General features: G+C 73.5%; 19 protein-coding genes and 1 pseudogene. 6 read left to right on the top strand and 14 right to left on the bottom strand.

The window, feature by feature from the left end:
• The first annotated feature begins 42 nt into the window (after nucleotides 1-42).
• Both ICW24_RS09895 and ICW24_RS09900 read left to right on the top strand, forming a co-directional pair.
• Nucleotides 43-1,341, top strand: a complete 1,299-nt coding sequence (locus ICW24_RS09895; RefSeq protein ID WP_226345554.1) for an aromatic ring-hydroxylating oxygenase subunit alpha — start codon at nucleotides 43-45, stop codon at nucleotides 1,339-1,341.
• Between the two features lie 349 nt (nucleotides 1,342-1,690).
• A complete protein-coding gene (locus tag ICW24_RS09900) occupies nucleotides 1,691-2,917 on the top strand; it encodes a cytochrome P450 (RefSeq protein ID WP_226345555.1) in 1,227 nt (408 codons plus the stop codon).
• Between the two features lie 66 nt (nucleotides 2,918-2,983).
• On the opposite strand, the gene ICW24_RS09905 is transcribed toward ICW24_RS09900, so the two are convergent.
• From ICW24_RS09905 to ICW24_RS09940, 8 genes are all read right to left on the bottom strand, one after another.
• A complete protein-coding gene (locus ICW24_RS09905) occupies nucleotides 2,984-3,412 on the bottom strand; it encodes a response regulator transcription factor (RefSeq protein ID WP_226345556.1) in 429 nt (142 codons plus the stop codon).
• The gene (locus tag ICW24_RS09910) at nucleotides 3,409-3,903 is read right to left on the bottom strand and encodes a tetratricopeptide repeat protein (protein WP_226345557.1); all 495 of its coding nucleotides are present in this window, start codon (nucleotides 3,901-3,903) and stop codon (nucleotides 3,409-3,411) included. The genes ICW24_RS09905 and ICW24_RS09910 overlap by 4 nt, the downstream gene beginning before the upstream one ends.
• Nucleotides 3,825-4,622, bottom strand: a complete 798-nt coding sequence (locus tag ICW24_RS09915) for a hypothetical protein (RefSeq protein WP_226345558.1) — start codon at nucleotides 4,620-4,622, stop codon at nucleotides 3,825-3,827. The genes ICW24_RS09910 and ICW24_RS09915 overlap by 79 nt, the downstream gene beginning before the upstream one ends.
• Nucleotides 4,623-4,695: 73 nt before the next feature.
• The gene (locus ICW24_RS09920; protein WP_226345559.1) at nucleotides 4,696-4,920 is read right to left on the bottom strand and encodes a tautomerase family protein; all 225 of its coding nucleotides are present in this window, start codon (nucleotides 4,918-4,920) and stop codon (nucleotides 4,696-4,698) included.
• Nucleotides 4,921-5,081: 161 nt separating this feature from the next.
• A complete protein-coding gene (locus ICW24_RS09925; RefSeq protein WP_226345560.1) occupies nucleotides 5,082-5,435 on the bottom strand; it encodes a VOC family protein in 354 nt (117 codons plus the stop codon).
• A 44-nt stretch (nucleotides 5,436-5,479) separates the two neighbouring features.
• Complete coding sequence (locus tag ICW24_RS09930) at nucleotides 5,480-6,271, bottom strand: MerR family transcriptional regulator (RefSeq protein ID WP_226345561.1); 792 nt, start codon at nucleotides 6,269-6,271, stop codon at nucleotides 5,480-5,482.
• Between the two features lie 187 nt (nucleotides 6,272-6,458).
• On the bottom strand, nucleotides 6,459-7,709 hold the full coding sequence (locus ICW24_RS09935) for a hypothetical protein (protein ID WP_226345562.1): 1,251 nt from the start codon (nucleotides 7,707-7,709) through the stop codon (nucleotides 6,459-6,461).
• 134 nt (nucleotides 7,710-7,843) lie between these two features.
• Entirely contained in the window at nucleotides 7,844-8,182 is a 339-nt protein-coding gene (locus tag ICW24_RS09940; RefSeq protein ID WP_226345563.1) for an ArsR/SmtB family transcription factor, read from the bottom strand.
• 139 nt (nucleotides 8,183-8,321) lie between these two features.
• Between ICW24_RS09940 and ICW24_RS09945 the strand changes: the two genes are divergently transcribed.
• Both ICW24_RS09945 and ICW24_RS09950 read left to right on the top strand, forming a co-directional pair.
• Nucleotides 8,322-9,428 (top strand): NADH:flavin oxidoreductase/NADH oxidase, encoded by a 1,107-nt coding sequence (locus ICW24_RS09945; RefSeq protein ID WP_226345564.1) that lies wholly within the window; start codon nucleotides 8,322-8,324, stop codon nucleotides 9,426-9,428.
• A 58-nt stretch (nucleotides 9,429-9,486) separates the two neighbouring features.
• A complete protein-coding gene (locus ICW24_RS09950; RefSeq protein ID WP_226345565.1) occupies nucleotides 9,487-10,158 on the top strand; it encodes an SDR family oxidoreductase in 672 nt (223 codons plus the stop codon).
• 30 nt (nucleotides 10,159-10,188) lie between these two features.
• Here the strand turns inward: ICW24_RS09950 and ICW24_RS09955 are convergent, their stop codons facing one another.
• The 3 genes from ICW24_RS09955 to ICW24_RS09965 are packed head-to-tail and all read right to left on the bottom strand — an operon-like array spanning nucleotide 10,189 to nucleotide 11,694.
• A complete protein-coding gene (locus ICW24_RS09955; protein WP_226345566.1) occupies nucleotides 10,189-10,770 on the bottom strand; it encodes a TIGR03086 family metal-binding protein in 582 nt (193 codons plus the stop codon).
• The gene (locus tag ICW24_RS09960; protein WP_226345567.1) at nucleotides 10,757-11,323 is read right to left on the bottom strand and encodes an SRPBCC family protein; all 567 of its coding nucleotides are present in this window, start codon (nucleotides 11,321-11,323) and stop codon (nucleotides 10,757-10,759) included. Before ICW24_RS09960 ends, ICW24_RS09955 begins: the two co-directional genes overlap by 14 nt.
• The gene (locus ICW24_RS09965) at nucleotides 11,320-11,694 is read right to left on the bottom strand and encodes an ArsR/SmtB family transcription factor (RefSeq protein ID WP_226345568.1); all 375 of its coding nucleotides are present in this window, start codon (nucleotides 11,692-11,694) and stop codon (nucleotides 11,320-11,322) included. The genes ICW24_RS09960 and ICW24_RS09965 overlap by 4 nt, the downstream gene beginning before the upstream one ends.
• Before the next feature lie 148 nt (nucleotides 11,695-11,842).
• Here ICW24_RS09965 and ICW24_RS09970 point away from each other — a divergent pair, with 148 nt between their 5' ends.
• A complete protein-coding gene (locus ICW24_RS09970; RefSeq protein ID WP_226345569.1) occupies nucleotides 11,843-12,109 on the top strand; it encodes a hypothetical protein in 267 nt (88 codons plus the stop codon).
• Between the two features lie 174 nt (nucleotides 12,110-12,283).
• On the opposite strand, the gene ICW24_RS09975 is transcribed toward ICW24_RS09970, so the two are convergent.
• Nucleotides 12,284-14,125, bottom strand: coding sequence for a GMC oxidoreductase (locus ICW24_RS09975; RefSeq protein ID WP_226345570.1), 1,842 nt, complete (start codon nucleotides 14,123-14,125; stop codon nucleotides 12,284-12,286).
• Nucleotides 14,126-14,409: 284 nt separating this feature from the next.
• Nucleotides 14,410-15,147 carry a TetR/AcrR family transcriptional regulator gene (locus tag ICW24_RS09980; protein ID WP_226345571.1) on the bottom strand — a complete coding sequence of 246 codons (738 nt, stop codon included), beginning with the start codon at nucleotides 15,145-15,147 and terminating at the stop codon, nucleotides 14,410-14,412.
• A 288-nt stretch (nucleotides 15,148-15,435) separates the two neighbouring features.
• Here ICW24_RS09980 and ICW24_RS09985 point away from each other — a divergent pair, with 288 nt between their 5' ends.
• The gene (locus ICW24_RS09985; protein ID WP_226345572.1) at nucleotides 15,436-15,729 is read left to right on the top strand and encodes a DUF2306 domain-containing protein; all 294 of its coding nucleotides are present in this window, start codon (nucleotides 15,436-15,438) and stop codon (nucleotides 15,727-15,729) included.
• Here ICW24_RS09985 and ICW24_RS09990 read toward each other — a convergent pair.
• Nucleotides 15,707-16,000, bottom strand: a pseudogene (locus ICW24_RS09990) (integrase core domain-containing protein); the annotation flags it as partial. The gene ICW24_RS09985 and the pseudogene ICW24_RS09990 sit on opposite strands and share 23 nt — an antisense overlap.
• Nucleotides 16,001-16,118: the final 118 nt, after the last annotated feature.

Below are 16,118 nucleotides of genomic sequence, written 5' to 3' on the forward strand. Positions count from 1 at the left end.
CCTGCGCCGCCCGAGGGGGCGCCCCCAGACCCAGGAGGACCCGTGTCCGTCGACACCGCGAGGACCACCACCAGCACCGGCACCACGACCGCGTCGGCGACCGGCCTCACGCCCGCCCAGCTCGTGGCCCGGCAGCGCCCCGGCTACAGTCTCGAGGCCGCGCTGTACGACTCCCGCGAGTTCTTCGACCTCGACATGGCAGGCATCTTCCGCCGGCACTGGCTCTTCGTGGCCGCCGAGGCCGAGCTGCCCGAGCCCGGCGACTACGTGACCGTCGAGCTGGGCCGGGCCTCCGTCATCGTCCTGCGCGACGACGACGAACAGGTCCGCGCCTTCCACAACGTCTGCCGCCACCGGGGATCCCGCCTCCTCGACGACGCGTGCGGCAGCGTCGGGAATCTCGTCTGCCCCTACCACCACTGGACCTACGGCGTCGACGGCCGCCTTCTGCACGCCGACAACCAGCCGCCGACGCTCGACCGGAGCACCCTCGGCCTGCGGCCCGTGCACGTCCGCGCCGTCGAGGGGCTCGTCTTCATCTGCCTCGCCGACGAACCGCCGGCCGACTTCGACGACGTCATGGCACGGGTGCAGCCCTACCTGGCCCCCTACGGCCTCACGCGGACGAAGGTGGCCCACCAGGTCGACATCGTCGAGCAGGGCAACTGGAAGCTCGTCATGGAGAACAACCGGGAGTGCTACCACTGCGACGGGCACCCCGAGCTGCTCACCGCGTACTTCCCGCTGCACGGCTACACGGCGCAGGACTGCCCGCCCCGACTGCGCCCGGTCTGGCAGCGCTTCGAGGAGGCGGGGGCGGCACTGAGCGCCTCGTGCTCGCGGCAGGGTTTCCCGACGCAGACGATGCGGGAGCTCGACGACCGCCCGACGGGCTTCATGATCAACCACTCCCCCCTCGACGGGGACGGCCACTCCTACAGCGCCGGAGGGAAGTCCGTGTGCCGGCGCCGCCTCGGCGCGATCGACGACCCCCGCTTCGGCGACTTCCACCTGCACCTGCAGCCCAACTCGTGGTTCCACATGCTCTCGGACAACGCCGTCGTCTTCTCGGTGCTGCCGCTCGACGAGCACCACAGCCGGCTGCGCACGACGTGGCTCGTGCACGAGGACGCCGTGGAGGGGGTCGACTACGACCTCGACGCCCTCATCCACGTGTGGTCGGCGACGAACGCCCAGGACAGCGCCTTCGTCGCCCGGACGCAGCTCGGCGTCCTCGACCCCGCCTACACCCCGGGCCCGTACTCGCAGGTCGAGGGCGACGTCGAGGCCTTCGTCACCTGGTACACGCGCCGCATGGCCGACTACCTGGCCCGCCGCTGAGGAACGGCTACGGACGCACTGCCCTGCCCTCACCTGCCAGCCCCGCAGACCGAACGGTCAGTCGGCGACCTCCGTGGCATCGGCCGGGCCGCCGCGAGCCGGCGGCGTAGCCTGAAGACTCCGGCCGCGCCGATGCGGCCCGGCCGCACCCGGAGGAGCACGTGCCGTGACAGGCCCCGACCGGCAAGACCCCACCGAGACGGACCCGCCGGCGCGCGCTGCGCCTCAGCGGACGGGGGCCACCCCACCGGGCCCCGGAGATACCGGCGCCCGGGCGCCGGTATCTCCGGCGTCGGCGCCGGCGCGGATCCGCGCGCGCTCACAGCCGGCGCCGCTGCGGTTCGCCCGGATGACCGCCGGAATGGTCGCCCAGAAGGGCCTCTTCGGTTACGCGGCCCATGCGCGGCGCGACCCGTTCGCCGCGCTGTTCGTCCACGACCGCCGCGATCCCTACCCCCTGTACGAGCGCCTGCGGGCGCAGGGGGCGTTGCCGCGCTCCGTCCTCGGGGTGCGGTACACAACGAGCCACGAGCTGAGCTCACAGGTCCTCGCCTCCCGCGCGTTCGGCCCGACCGCGGAGTCGGCCGACGTCTCGGCCCTGGAGGGCGACCTCGACCTGTCTCTCCTGCAGCTCAATCCGCCCGACCACACGCGGCTGCGCCGGATCGTCACCCCGGCGTTCGGCCGCGCGCGGATGGCGGGTTACCGCGAACGCATCGAGACGACCGTGGACCGCCTGCTCGACGACGTGCGACCGGGCGAGCCGTGGGACCTCGTCGCCGGACTCGGCGCCCCGCTGCCCATCGCCGTCATCACCGATCTGCTGGGCATCCCCGCCTACGACGAGCCGACCTTCCTCCGCTTCGGGGAGGCGATCGCGGGGGCCCTGGACGGGGTCCGCTCGCCGCGCCACGCCGCCGACCTCGTCCGGGCGTCCCGCCGCCTCGAGGCGGTCTTCACCCGGCTCGTCGCGCAGCGCGAGGCGGAGCCCGGCGACGACGTCGTCAGTGCCCTCGTCGCGGCCCGCGACGACGGCCGGGCCGCGCCGGAGGACCTCGTGCCGCTGTGCAACCTGTTGCTGTTGGCGGGCTTCGAGACGACGGTCAACCTCATCGGCAGCGCCGTGCAGCACCTCCTCGCGCACCCGCAGCAGTGGCGCCGGCTCGTCGAGGACCCGTCCCTCGCCGAAGGAGCGGTCGAGGAGACCCTGCGGTTCGCCTCACCCGTGCAGCTCACGGGCCGGTTCGCCCTGAGGGACACCCAGGTCGGCGGGGTCGACGTGCCCGCCGGGCAGGGCGTCGTCCCGATCCTCGCCGCGGCGAACCGCGACCCCGACGTCTTCGACCGGCCGGGCGAGTTCGACATCCTGCGCCCGAACGCGTCGGAGCACATCGCCTTCTCCGCCGGCGCCCACTACTGCCTCGGCGCACCCCTCGCCCGCCTCGAGGGGGTCATCGCCCTCGCCGCGCTCGCCCGCCGCTTCCCGGACCTGCGCCCCGCCGGCCACGCGGTGCCGCGCCGCGGCGTGACCATCCGCGGCCCCGAGCGCCTCCCCGTCGTCGCCGGCCCGCGGTGATCCGGCGCCGCCGGGGGTTTCTGGCAGGGCAGCGACGCGGCTCTGAGGTCAGGGTCCGACGCCGGCTCAGATGAGTTCGTGGGTGACGGCGTGCACCGCGGCGCCCGCGCGTGTGCTCGCGTCGAGCTTGGTGAGGATGTTGGCCACGTGCCGATGCACGGTGTGGGGGCTGAGCGTGAGGGCGACCGCGATCTGCTCGTTGGTGCGGCCGGCGGCCACGAGGCGGAGCACCTGCACCTCGCGCCGGCTGAGGCCGCCCGGCGACGCGCCGCCGCCGGGCCCGGCCCGGGCGATGTCCCGCACGAGCGCCCGCGCGTGGGCGGGGTCGGCGCCCATGGCCCGCAGGCCCTCCGCGCCGCGCGCCGCCTGCTCGGTGGCCGCGACGAGGTCCCCGCAGCTCAGCAGGGCCTCGGCGAGCCAGAGCCGGCTCTCGGCCTCGTCGAAGGGCAGCCCGGCGCGGAGGTAGGCCCGCACCGCGTCGTCCCACAGGGTCACGGCGGCGGCTCCCGTGGCCAGCATGGCCGAGCCCGCGGCAGCCATGGCGGCGAGGGCGTCGGTGCCCACGTGGGCGCGATCTCGCGCAGCTCGGTGGCCGCCGCCTCGGCCGCCTCACGCTGCCCGGCGAGCAGGGACGTCCGGATCGCCGGCAGCAGCAGCCGCGCGCGCAGGAGGCGGCTCTGGACCGAGGTCCTGCAGAGCAGGGCCTCGATCGTGGCCCAGGCGCGATCGGCGTCGCCCCGGGCGAGCATGATCAGCGCCCGGGAGACGATCGCCGCCGGCTCGAACTCGGCCTGCCGCAACAGGTCCGACGCCTCGTCGAGGCGGCCCTGCCGCCGACGCAGCTCCCCGAGCTGGACCACGGCGTCGAGGCGGGTGTGCCACCGCGAGGACGTCGCGCCGTCGGCGGTCAGGGGCGTGAGGCGCTGCTCGGCCCCCGGCCACGACCCGCGGGCGATGAGGACCGAGGAGTGCTGGATGCGGCACACGGTGAAGAGCGGGTCCAGGCCGCACCGGCGACAGACGACCTCGACGCGGCGGCACCACTCCTCGGCCCGGGCGAGTCGTGGGTCGCCTGGCAGGCCGTGATGAGCCAGCAGAAGATCTTGCCCATCCACATGAGGTCCGCGACCTCGCCCGTGGTCGCTGCCGCGACGGCCGAGTCCAGGTGCGGGACACCGGCGGCCACGTCGCCCGCCGTCACCTGCGCCAGCCCGGTCAACGCGAGACCGACGTAGGTCAGGTCCGGGTCCCCCGTCCGCCGCCCGATAGCCCGGGCGCGGTCGGCCGCCACCTGGGCCACCTCCGGATCGAGGCCGGTGACGAGCGCGAGCTCCGCCTCGCGCACCGCCAACCAGCCGTGCTCGGCGCGCTGAGGCAGCGGCTCGAGCAGCGCGGCGGCCCGCCCCCACCAGCCGCGGGCCACCGCTTCGCCCTCGCCGAAGAGGAAGGAGTCGTACGCGAGCGAGCCGGCCGCCCGGGCCGCCAGGGCGTCCTCCCCGTCGCGTCGATAGGCGCGGTAGGCCGCCTCCCGCTGCTCCAGGCAGCCGACCCCGTCGTCGAGCCACCAGAGCGCCTGGGCCAGACCGGCGTGGGCACCGGCGTCGGACCGGTCGGCCAGCTGCCGGAGGAACCCGTCGCCGGCCTCGCGCCACCGACCGGCCGCCAGAGCGAGCTCCGGCGATCCCACGACGCCTGCGCCGGCCACCCTTCGAGCGTGCGCTCGTCGGGGGCCGCTGCGCAAGGCCTTTCGACCGCCGACGTGGGCCGCCGACGACGGGTCAGGCGGCGACACCCGCGGCCATGGCGCGGACGTCCTCGCTGGTGAGAGGGTTGCCGGCGATCGCCCACGACCCGCTCTTGACCTCCTCGAGGACGCACCACGTCACCGGGCGCATGTTCTCGCCCTCGACCTGGACCATCGCGTCGGTGAGGACGCGCACGATCTGCTGCTTCTGCTCGGGGGTGAAGACGTTCTCGATGACCTTGACCTGGATGAACGGCATGACTGCCTCCTGCTGGGTGACGGCCTCCGGGATCGGGGCCTGGTATCGACGATGCGCCTCGGGCGGGTCCCCCCACATCGGCCGCACCGGCCACCTTCGCCTCGCCTGGGGGCCTGGCCCGTTCGGGCCACCTCGGGCGACGGCTCGCGGCCGAGTCGCGGTCAGGGGTGACGTCGGCCGATGTCGAAGGCGTTGCCCTCGGGGTCGAGCAGGGTCGTCCACTGGACGCCGTACTCGTCGAAGTCGCCGACGCGCTCGGCGCCCAGCGCGACGACGCGCTCCACCTGGGCCGGATAGTCGGGGTCGACGAGGTCGACGTGCACCGGGTTCTTGCCCGTCGCCCGGGGCTCCGCGCCGAGGAAAAGCCAGCCCGGCCCCTCGCCGTCCATGCCGATCGCGGCGAAGAACTCGCTCGCGCCGGGGTCGAGAGGGCGCTCGAGGACGTGGGACCAGAAGGTGGCGGTGCGGGTGACGTCGAGGCAGTCGAAGGCGACGGTGCCGAGGGTGAGGGACATGGCGGACTCCTTGGGGTGCGGGCTGGGGTGTGCTTGTCGAGAGGTCAGGTCGTGACGGGATGGCTGATGGGCCAGGCGATCTCGGTGCGATAGCGGCTGGGGTCGCGAACGGTCGGCGGGCCGACCAGATAGTAGGTCTCGCGGATGGGCCCGGCCAGCCCGACCCCGGCGACCGACACGTGCCGACCGAGGGCGGCATACGTCCTGCTGACCTGGCTGAACGGGCCCTCGTGGATCGCGACCGCGTAGGCGCCGCCGGCGATGGTGGCGGCGTCGTCGCCCCCGCTCACGGGCACGAACGCCACGACCTCGCCCACGTCGTCGGCGAAGAAGTCGTCGGCGAAGGTGGCGGCGCCGGGTCCGGCGGGCAGGCGCGCGCCGAGCCGGCCGTAGAGCGCGCCGAAGCTCTCCTCGCACCAGGCGTCGATGTCGCCGCGTTCCACGCGGGCGGAGCGGGCCAGCGCCAGGAGCGGCGGGAGCTGCCGACGCTCGACGTCGATCTCGGCCCCCGGCTCGAGCATCGCGCGCACCATGGCGACCGCCTCGCCCGTGGCGGCGAGCGTGTCCTGGAGGTCGTCGAGATGGCTCGCGAGCAGCGTCGTGCGGTCGGCCTCGTCGGCGCGGACGAGCTGGGCGATGCGCGGCAGGGGCATGTCCAGGCTGCGAAGGGTGGCGACGAGCCGCGCGTCCTCGGCCTGGCGCACGTCGTAGTAGCGGTAGCCGGTGCGCGGGTCGACCCGGGCCGCGACCAGTACGTCGGTGTCGTGGTAGTGCCGCAGCCGCTTGACGCTCACGTGGGTCATCCGCGCGAACGTGCCGATGGGGACGAGGGTCATGGCCACAGCCTGGCCTCTCCCGCCGTGGGAGGGTCAAGCACTTCCGGCGGGATGCGCGTCGCGACCCTTCTGACGTCGTGATCGCCAGAAGCGTCGACGCGATGCATTCCGGCTCGGCGCGCTCGCCGCCGACGGCCGGGGCGACCGGCAGGGTGTCGTGCGATGGCGCCGCGGGGTGGGCTGCTCGTCAGTCGCCGCGATCGGACTTGTCGTCGGCCGCACGCCTGCGCGGCGCCCGCTCGGCGACCACGCCGGAGACGCGGCCGCCCAGGCGTCGCGCCCCGCTGAGGGCCGCATCTCCACGACGGCGGGCGGCGTCGACGCCCTGCACGCCGGATTCGATCGCCCGGTCCCGCACCTGCGAGGCGGCCTCGCTCCAGCGCCTGGCTTCGAGTGCGGACCGGTCCCGCTGGATGCCGAGCAGTTCGTGGAAGCGGCCGACCGAGTCGCCGACCGCGTTGCTCGACCGCACCACTGCGCCGGAGGCTGCCGGGTGCAGCAGGACCTTGGCGTTGGCCCTCTCGGCTGCGACGTCCATGCGCGCGATCAGACGCTCCGTGCTCTCGGCGATGAACGCGCGGCGTTCTTCGCGCGCGGCCCGCACCCCGAGTCGGTGCCCCTCGAGGTCGTCCGGAGCGGCGGCGAGCACCCGGTCCAGCTCGAGGACGGAGATCGCGTCCTGCAGCTGGAAGCATCGGGCCAGGACGGCGAGCCATTCACGCACCGCGGGCTCGGCGTCCCGGGCGGCCTTGGCCAGGTCACCCATGGCCTTCTTCCGCTCCAGCTCGTCGGCGATCGCGTCCAGCCGGCGCAGGGCGTACGCCTGGGTCTCGGCGATCGTCCCCGGCACCGCCTGCACCTTCGACCACGTGACCTCGTTGACGCGGCCGCCGTGCTCGCGGATCGTCATGGCCTCCTGGATCATGAGGCCGGCGCCGATCATGCCGGCGAGGACCCCGTCCTTCTGACCGCGCAGGATGTCGTCGACCTTCTCGTCGATCGTCGCGAGGTAGTCGGTGATCTCGTCCATGGTCTGCTGCATCGCCAGCTGAGCCATGATCCCGGCGGCGCCCGCCAGCGCGGCCGGGTTCGCCAGGACCGATGCGGGGCCCTTCGTGAACTCCAGGACGTGGGTGATCTTGCCGTTCTGGGTGAGCAGCCCCCGGAAGACGCCGGGGCTCGACCCCGTCATGGGCGTGGCCGCGTGCAGCGCCTCGGCGGACTCCTTCGTCAATTTCACCCACCGACCGGAATCGGCGGCGATGACGGATGCCCCCTGCGCGACGGCTCCCCCGGCCGCGAGGGCGTCGCCGAGCCGCGGTAGCCCGAGGTCCCTGGACTCCAGCCCCGTCGGGGCGAGGAACGCCTCGACGGCGGTCGGGTCGCCGATGACGGCCACCCCGTCGCCGTCGCTCACCACATCGATCTCGTGATCCATCGTCAGCTCCCCGCCTCAGCCCCGAACCCATGTTCCCCCGTGACAACGGTACCGGCGTCGACGCTGGTGAGGGCGGTCATCGGGCGCGGTGGCCCGACGCGCGACGGCGGTCGGATCGGGGCGACGAACCGGCCTCACGGCGTCGTGGTCGCCCGACCCCTGTCACTGCTCTCGGCATCGATGACGGCATCGAGGAGCCCCGGGAAGCGGGCGTCCATGTCGTCGCAGCGGAGCGCGTTGAGGATCGACGTGCCCTCGTAGCGCTGGGTGATCAGGCCGGCCTCGCGCAGGACCCGGAAGTGGTGCGTCGAGGTGGACTTGGAGACGGGCAACTCGAAGGCGATGCAGGCCTGGTCGTGGTGCCCCTGGGCGAGCTGCGTGACGATCTCCCGGCGGATCGGGTCGGCCAGGGCGGCGAGGACGGCGTCCAGGGTGACGGCCGTGATGTCGGGGTGCGCCAACTCGCGTGGCATCGCTCTCCTTCCTCGCGCCGTCCCTCGGCGCAGTTCGAGCACGCCCAGCGTACCGGTTGTACGACCGACTTCGTTGTACGACTTTCTTCGTTGTACGGTGGTGGACGTACACATCCCGACCCGACTGGAGATCTCCCCCGTGACGAGCTTGTTCGACCCGATCCGCATCCGCGCCGTCGAGATTCCCAACCGGGTGTGGATGTCGCCGATGTGCACCTACAGCGCGCGGCCGCAGCCGCCCCTGGCCGGCCGGCCGAACGACTTCCACCACGCGCACTACTCGGCCCGCGCGCACGGCGGCGTCGGCCTGGTGATGGTCGAGGCGACGGCGGTGGCGCCCGAGGGGCGCATCACGCCGTACGACCTCGGGATCTGGGACGACGACCAGATCGAAGACTTCGCGCGCATCGTCCGCGGCATCCGCCACGGTGGCGCCGTGCCCGGCATCCAGCTCGCGCACGCCGGCCGGAAGGCGTCCGACGATCGCCCCTGGAGCGGCGACGCCTCCGGCGAGGTCGACGAGGCGGACCCCGCGGACCTCCGGTGGGTGCCGGTCTCGCCTTCCGCGACGGCGTTCCCCGGGTCCCCCGCGCCCCACGAACTCACCCGCGCCGAGATCGCCGGGGTCGTCCGCGCCTTCGCCGACGCGGCCCGCCGCGCGGACGCCGCGGGCTTCGAGGTCGTCGAGATCCACGCCGCGCACGGCTACCTCCTGCACTCCTTCTTGTCCCCCATCGCCAACGAGCGCACCGACGAGTACGGCGGCTCGCTGGAGAACCGCGCGCGGATCGTGCTCGAGGTCATCGACGCCGTCCGGGCCGTCCGCGCCGAGGACGCGCCCCTGTTCCTGCGCGTGTCGACGACCGACTGGATCGAGGAGAACCCGGAAGACCAGCGCGAGTCGTGGACCCTGCAGCAGACGATCCAGCTGTCCTGCTGGGCGGCGGAGCGCGGGGTCGACCTCGTCGACGCCTCCTCCGGCGGCATCGACGTCGTGCCCATCCCGGCCGGCCGCGGCTACCAGACCGACAAGGCGTCCACCCTGCGCGCCGAGAGCGGGGTCCCCGTCGCCGCGGTGGGACGGATCGACACCCCGGCCCTCGCCGAGGACATGGTGGCCTCGGGGCGGGCCGACGCGGTCTTCCTCGGCCGGGCGCTCCTGCGCAACCCGTCCTGGGCCAACGACGCCGCGCTCGATCTCGGGGCGAGTCCGCGGTTCATCGAGCAGTACGCCTACACGCTCTGAGACCGGCACGACCAACCACATCGACGGCGGCCCGAGCCGCCCGCGAGAGGACGAACCCATGAAGGTCTTCCAGATCGGCGCCGCCGGCGGCGTCGGACACCGACTCTCGACCCTGCTCACCGCGCGCGGCGACGAGGTGACCGGCATGCACCACCGCAAGCCGGAGCAGGCCGACACGATCCGCGCGGCCGGGGGCACCCCCGTGACGGGCGACCTCATCTCCGACGACGTGGACGCGCTCGCGGCCAAGATGGCCGGGCACGACGCCGTCGTCTTCTCGGCCGGCGCGCACGGCACCGGCCGGGACCAGACCGACCTCATCGACGGCCAGGGCGTCGTCAAGGCGACCGACGCGGCACTGGCGGCGGGGGCGACGCGGTTCGTGCTCGTCTCCGCGTTCCCCGAGTCCGAGCGCGGGCAGGGGCTCGGCGAGGGTTTCGAGCACTACATGAGCGTCAAGAAGACCGCCGACGTCCACCTCACCCACACGGACCTGGACTGGATCGTCGTCCGCCCCGGGCTACTCCGCGACGAGCCCGGCGAGGGCCTCGTCGAGGCCGGTCTCGCGATCGAGTACGGCGACGTGCGCCGCGACAACGTCGCCGCCTTCATCGACGCCGCCCTCCACGAGCCGGCCCTGTCACGGGTCGTCGTGGAGCTCACCGACGGGTCGACCCCCGCCGCCGAGGCTGCGGCGCAGGTCGCCGCGTCCACCGGGCCGCGCACCTGACCGGCGCCACGTCCGGATCGTCGCCCCGGCTCAGGAGGCGTTCGGGGGACGCCAGGCGGGGTCGCGGCCGATGAAGCCCATGAGGCGGTCCTGCACGGGCGCGTCGTCCCGCACGTCGACGCGCGGCCCGTACTGGCCGGACCCGCGCAGGACGTCCTCCATCCCGCTCATCCCCGCGAGCATCTCGGCGCACACGTCGGGGTCGAGGCGCACCTCCTGCCCGGAGGCCCGCGCGAGGTCCCACGTGTGCATGAACACGTCGGAGGTGTAGAACCGGTCGATCGCCGTGGGCAGCGGCAGCTCGCCGATGTGGGGGTTGGACAACAGCTTCGAGGCCGTGCGGGGGTCGTCGAGGAGCTCCTGGACCGCCGCGGCGTGGGCCCGCCACGCGGCGGCCGGGTCGGCCTCGACCGGCGGCCCGGCCGGGAGGCGCGCGTCGCTGCCCCCGTCGAGCAGGGCCGGCAGCCACGTCGTGAGGTGGTCGACGACGTCGCGCGCCGCCCAGCCCTCGACAGGGGCCGGCGCGTCCCAGTCGGCGACCCCGGCGACGACGTCGGTGAAGGCGCCCGCGACGACGCGGTGGCACTCGTCGGGGGACTCAGGCAGCGCCATGGTCGCCGCCCCCGATCGAGGCGTCGGCGATCGAGGCGTCGGCGATCGAGCCGTCGGCGAGCAGGCCGTCGAGCTTGGCGTAACCGTCCTCGACCCCGCCCTCCATCCCGCTGGCGAGCCACTGGTCGCGCGCCTCGAAGGAGTCGACGAGCGACTGGGCGTGCAGGCGCGTGCGGCCGTCGCCGAGATCCTCGAACGTCAGCGTCTCGAGCGAGACGCCCTCGGGCATGCCCTCGTACGTGAACGTCTGGACGATGCGCTGCGGCGACACCTCGTGGAAGCACCCGCGGAACGCGTACTCCTCCGCGCCGTCGCCACCCGCGCGCACGTTGACGAAGCGCCAGCTGCCGCCGTCGCGGGCGTCCCAGTGGTCGATGCGGGTGCTCAGGTCGGCGGGGCCGACCCAGCGGGCGTAGAGCTCGGGGTCGGTGTGGGCCCGGAGGAGCTGGGCCGGGGACGCCGCGAAGTCGCGGGTGATCCGGATGACCGGGACCTTCTCGTCGGCCTCGATGGTGGTTCTCGTCGGGGTTCGGGTCGTCGCGTGCTGCGTCATGATGCCGTTCCTTCCTGCTCTGCGATGGGTGCCGTGTCCGTGGTGCCTGCGCCGCCGTCGAGCTCCGCCAGGACGGCGTCGAGACGGTCGTAGCGGGCCTCGGCCGCTCGGCGGTAGCGCTCGAGCCAGGCGGTGGCGAGGTCGAGCACGTCGGCCTCGAGATGGACGGAACGCCGTTGCGCGTCCCGGGTCTTCGTGACGAGGCCGGCCTCCTCGAGCACCCGCAGATGCTTGGAGACGGCCTGGACGCTCACGTCGTAGGGCTTCGCGAGCTCCCCGACCGTCGCGTCGGCGACGGCGAGCCGGGCGACGAGGTCGCGGCGCGTGGGGTCGGCCAGCGCCGAGAACGCCTTGGACAGCGAGTCCGCCATGATCACTCCTCAACCGATCGGTTGATGAAGACGTTAGACCCGCCATCGCCCGTCGTCAACCCTACGGTTGAAGAAAGCGATCGCGAGGCCGCGCGGCCCGGCCGGTCACGAGCGGGGACCGGCTCCCTCGCGGTCGTAGATTGCCGTCATGACCGATGAGTTCAGTCCCCTCGAGGTGGCCCTGACGACCGCCCGGTCGCTCAAGCCGGGAACGTGGGAGAGCGTCGAGACCATGGCCATGTTGGCCGCGGAGCTCCGGCGCCTGCCCGAGTCTCGGCACCTCCTCGACGCAGCCCGAGCAACGGCGCAGCACCTCAAGCCCGGAACCTGGCAGTCGGTCCGGGCCCTGACCTGGCTGGGGCGCGCGGAACGTGAGCTGGGGCAGGCCCCTCCTGGTTCGCCCGGGCAGTCCTGAGGCGGCGGGCCCGGACCGCCACGGCGCGGATGCGCGCAAGCCGGACAAAGCCCCAGCGACTCGGCCGGGCCTGGTCCGGCTCGGCCGCGCCTCGTCCGCCCAGGCGCACGAGGGCAGGCTCGGTGTCGACCCGGCATCACGTCCAGGCGCTGCGGCCCTGCCCGTCCCGGCGGGTCAGTCCATGAGCGCGCCCGGTGCGGGCCGCAGCCCGCGTCGCGTGACCTGTTCGACGGGGATGACCGCCGATGGGTGCGTGAAGGACCGCATGGCCGGATTCGCCGCCCGCACCGGATCGAGCCGGCGGTAGGGCTGCGACTGAATCGGCCGGGGGTCGGCGTCACCGTTGTTCGGCCACATCGACATCGCCCGCTCGGCCTGCGCGGTGATGGACAACGCCGGGTTGACGCCGAGGTTCGCCGAGATTGCGGCACCGTCGACGACGTGCAGGCTCGGGTAGCCCCACACCCGGTGGTAGGCGTCGAGGACGCCCCGCTCAGGGCTGTCGCCGATCGGCGCCCCGCCGAGGAAGTGCGCGGTCATGGGCACGTCGAGGATCTCGGTCGTCGAGCCGCCGGCGACGGCGAACCGGCCCGTGGCCTGCCGCAGCCGCCGCGCCACGGCCTCCATGGCGGTGAACCCGACGGGGATGTACGTCGGATTGGGCTCGCCGTGCCCCTGCCGGCTGGTCAGCGTCCAGCCGCCGAAGAGTCCCCTCTTGCCCGAGACGGTCAGGGAGTTGTCCCTGGTCTGCATGACGAGCCCGATGATGGTCCGCTCGCTCCAGCGATGGAGGGAGCCGGTGACCACCGCGGCGAACGGGTGCTTGGCCATCTCGACCAGGGCCTGCACCGGACGGGGGAGGCCCGTCGCGCCCGGCACGGCGATCGCGGTGAGCGCACCCATCGCGTTGGACCCCGGGCCGTAACGACAGTTTTCGACGTGGGTGTCCTCGCTGGGGTGGAAGCTGCTCGTGATCGCCACCCCGCGCGACAACTCCCCGCCCTCCGGCGGGGTCGCCGCCGTCGCGGTGAGGAGAGCCTCGGAGTTGGTGCGCGTCAGTTCACCGAGGGCGTCGGACAGGTCGGGCAGCTCCCCTTCGCCCTTCATCGCGTGCAGGAGCTTCTGGGTGCCCCACGTGCCCGCGGCGAGCACGACATGCCGCGCCGTCACGACACCGGGGTCGCGGCCGGCCGCCGTCCACGCCCCCGTCCGCTCGTGCCGCACCCGCCACAGCGGCCCCTCGGGAGCGTCGGCCGACGCCGGGACGACACCGATGCGGGTGACGGTCCGCATCGGCACCACCCGCGCGCCGAGCCGCTCGGCGAGGGCGAGATAGTTCTTGACCAGGGTGTTCTTGGCGCCGACGCGGCACCCGACCATGCAGTTGCCGCACTCGGTACACCCGGTGCGGGCCGGGCCGGCGCCGCCGAAGTACGGGTCGGCCACCGTGGCACCCGGCGTCCCGAAGAACACCCCGACCGGGGTCTTGCGGAAGGTGTGGCCGACGCCCAGGTCGTCGGCGGCCTCCTTCATGACGCGTTCGGCGAGGCCGTCGCACGGATTGGTGACGACCCCGAGCATCGTGCTCGCCGTGTCGTAGTGGGGCTTGAGTTCGGCCTCCCAGTCGGTGATGTGGGCCCATTGGCGGTCGGCGAAGAACGGCCGGGGTGGCACGTAGAGCGTCTGGGCGTAGTTCAGCGATCCCCCGCCGACGCCCGCGCCGGCCAGCAGCAGGACGTCGGGGAGCTTGTGGATGCGCTGGACCCCGTAGCACCCGAGCCGCGGAGCCCAGAAGTAGTTCTTCACGTCCCAGCTCGTCACGGCGAAGTCGTCGTCGGCGAACCGGCGCCCGCTCTCGAGGACGAGGACGCGATACCCCTTCTCCGACAGCCGCAGTGCGGCGACCGACCCGCCGAAACCCGAGCCGATGACGACGACGTCGTACAGCGGCTCGGTCGGGGTCGCGTCGCCGGCGGCCCCGTCGTTCGTCGATGGGTTCGCGGTGTCGCTCGTCATGCGGGCTCCTGGGAATGAGGCGCCGGCCGGCGGGTGTCGCCGGCCATGCCAAGGCACTCTGCCCCATGGGCGGCGCGGCGTCGCCATCGAACGGGGCAGGCGTCGGGACCGCGCGGGACCGGCCGAGATCGCCACACCCCCGCCCACCCTCCGCACTCGGACGCCGCGCCCAGCCCGCGGAGGCCGTCGGTTGGCCGCCGGCCCCGTCGCCTCCCGGCGCTCATGGCGCTCGAAGACAACGGAACTGCGGGGTCACCGGCCGAGGGATCGACGCCGCCGGCGGATCACCCGGGTGACGGCGCGGCCGACCCCGGCCCCGATCGGGCGATGCGCTCCTCGAGCACCTGGACCTCGCGCTCGAACAGCGCATCCGCGTCGAGGCGCATGGCCGCGAAACTCCCGCCGCACTCGAGGCTCGCGACGCCGTGCAGGCAGGACCACACCGACACGGCGAGCCCGAAGCGCGCACTGCCCGAGCCGCGCTCGGCCAGGACCGCGTCGTGCGAGTAGGCCGGCGGCGCTCCACCCGGCTCGGCGTCGGGCGCACTCGCCCCGCCGGGCACCGAGGCGGTCGACGCCGCGAGCAGGACCCCCATGAGCGAGCGGGCCGCCGTCGCGCGCTCGTCGGCGTGGGCGTCGTAGCCCGGAATCGGGGGCTTGAAGAGCAGGTCGTAGCGGTGCGGCTGGGCGAGGGCCCACTGCCGATAGGCGCGCGCCACGCGGGTGACGGGACGGGCCGCGCGCGCCGACGCCGGTGGAGCCCCGGCCTCCAGCGCACCGGCCAGGGCGTCGCGCAGGTCGTCGTAGGCGTCGACGACCAGCGCGGTCAGCAGCTCGTCCCGCCCCGCGACGTAGCGGTACAGCGCGGGGCCTGACACCCCGAGCTCCCTGGCGATCGCGTTGAGCGAGATCGCCTGGGGGCCGCCGGTTGCGAGCTGACCTAGCGCCACCCGCTTGACGTCGTCGCGCACCTGCCGGCGAAAACGCGCCCGCATCGGGTTGGCGGTCGGTCCTGCCGGCATCGGTGCCTCCTCGGGTGGATCGGGTGTGGCCACGCGGCGCGTCATCGCAGGTCGGCCCGCCGGACCCTTGTGCCGCACTCGCTCGTAAGGAATCATCATAGTTGTTAGAGCCTCTAACACCAGCATCGAGACGCAGTGTTTCCCCAGAGGAGCAGGCCATGCCGCTCGAACCCACCCCACCCGGAGACGCCTCCCGCACGCGCCCAGGACGGTGATGGCGCTGGCCGCCGTCGGCGCCGCGGTCTTCGCGCTTCCCCCACCCTGAGCAGCGACCCCGCGGCCAGCCGGGTGCCCATCGACCCCGACGTCGCCTGGCACGCCCTCACCCTGGCGGTCCACGCGCTGCCCGGCGGCCTCGCGCTCGCGCTCGGGCCGCTGCAGTTCCTCACTGGCCTGCGGACCCGCCGCCCGCAGGTGCATCGGGTGCTCGGGCGGGTCCACCTCGGGTCGGTCGTGGTCGCGGCGCTGGTGTCGCTCGTCGCGGCGATCTACTCGCTGAGCGGACTGTCGGCGCAGGTGGCGTTGGGCCCTACCCCCGGATCTTGGACACGGGGTGTGATTACGCAGCAGGTCGCAGCGTAGCGGTGTAGCCGGTCTCGAAGGCGACCGGCGAGGTGTAGCGACACCACGAGTGGCGTCGCTTGGTGTTGTAGCGGACGAGCCATCTGAAGACCTGCCGACGGCAGGTCAGCTCGTCACTCCAGCAGGCGGCGTCTTGGAGGACCTCACGCTTCATCGTGGCGTTGAACGACTCTGCGAGGGCGTTGTCCGCGCTGGATCCGACGGCGCCCATGGACTGGGTCACGCCGAGCTTGCGGCAGAGCGTGGCGTAGGCCTTCGAGCAGTAGACGGCGAGTTCAAGGGGTCGTTGCAACACCGGTCTGTGGGAGCGAGCGTAGTTGCTCTTCGAAGACCTCGGCGGGGGTTCGCCAGCCGAGGATCTTGCGGGGCCGGTTGTTCAGAGCGTGAGC

The sequence above is a fragment of the Agilicoccus flavus genome (genome assembly GCF_014857905.1).
In the GTDB taxonomy this organism is placed as follows: domain Bacteria; phylum Actinomycetota; class Actinomycetes; order Actinomycetales; family Dermatophilaceae; genus Agilicoccus; species Agilicoccus flavus.

What these genes read in the sequence shown, in the direction of transcription:
- ICW24_RS09980 (WP_226345571.1), bottom strand. Translation starts at nt 15,147, where the DNA reads ATGCCGGCAGGACCGACCGCCAACCCGATGCGGGCGCGTTTTCGCCGG.
- ICW24_RS09900 (WP_226345555.1), top strand. Translation starts at nt 1,691, where the DNA reads ATGACCGCCGGAATGGTCGCCCAGAAGGGCCTCTTCGGTTACGCGGCC.
- ICW24_RS09975 (WP_226345570.1), bottom strand. Translation starts at nt 14,125, where the DNA reads ATGACGAGCGACACCGCGAACCCATCGACGAACGACGGGGCCGCCGGC.
- ICW24_RS09920 (WP_226345559.1), bottom strand. Translation starts at nt 4,920, where the DNA reads ATGCCGTTCATCCAGGTCAAGGTCATCGAGAACGTCTTCACCCCCGAG.
- ICW24_RS09970 (WP_226345569.1), top strand. Translation starts at nt 11,843, where the DNA reads ATGACCGATGAGTTCAGTCCCCTCGAGGTGGCCCTGACGACCGCCCGG.
- ICW24_RS09960 (WP_226345567.1), bottom strand. Translation starts at nt 11,323, where the DNA reads ATGACGCAGCACGCGACGACCCGAACCCCGACGAGAACCACCATCGAG.
- ICW24_RS09965 (WP_226345568.1), bottom strand. Translation starts at nt 11,694, where the DNA reads ATGGCGGACTCGCTGTCCAAGGCGTTCTCGGCGCTGGCCGACCCCACG.
- ICW24_RS09950 (WP_226345565.1), top strand. Translation starts at nt 9,487, where the DNA reads ATGAAGGTCTTCCAGATCGGCGCCGCCGGCGGCGTCGGACACCGACTC.
- ICW24_RS09935 (WP_226345562.1), bottom strand. Translation starts at nt 7,709, where the DNA reads ATGGATCACGAGATCGATGTGGTGAGCGACGGCGACGGGGTGGCCGTC.
- ICW24_RS09955 (WP_226345566.1), bottom strand. Translation starts at nt 10,770, where the DNA reads ATGGCGCTGCCTGAGTCCCCCGACGAGTGCCACCGCGTCGTCGCGGGC.
- ICW24_RS09925 (WP_226345560.1), bottom strand. Translation starts at nt 5,435, where the DNA reads ATGTCCCTCACCCTCGGCACCGTCGCCTTCGACTGCCTCGACGTCACC.
- ICW24_RS09940 (WP_226345563.1), bottom strand. Translation starts at nt 8,182, where the DNA reads ATGCCACGCGAGTTGGCGCACCCCGACATCACGGCCGTCACCCTGGAC.
- ICW24_RS09930 (WP_226345561.1), bottom strand. Translation starts at nt 6,271, where the DNA reads ATGACCCTCGTCCCCATCGGCACGTTCGCGCGGATGACCCACGTGAGC.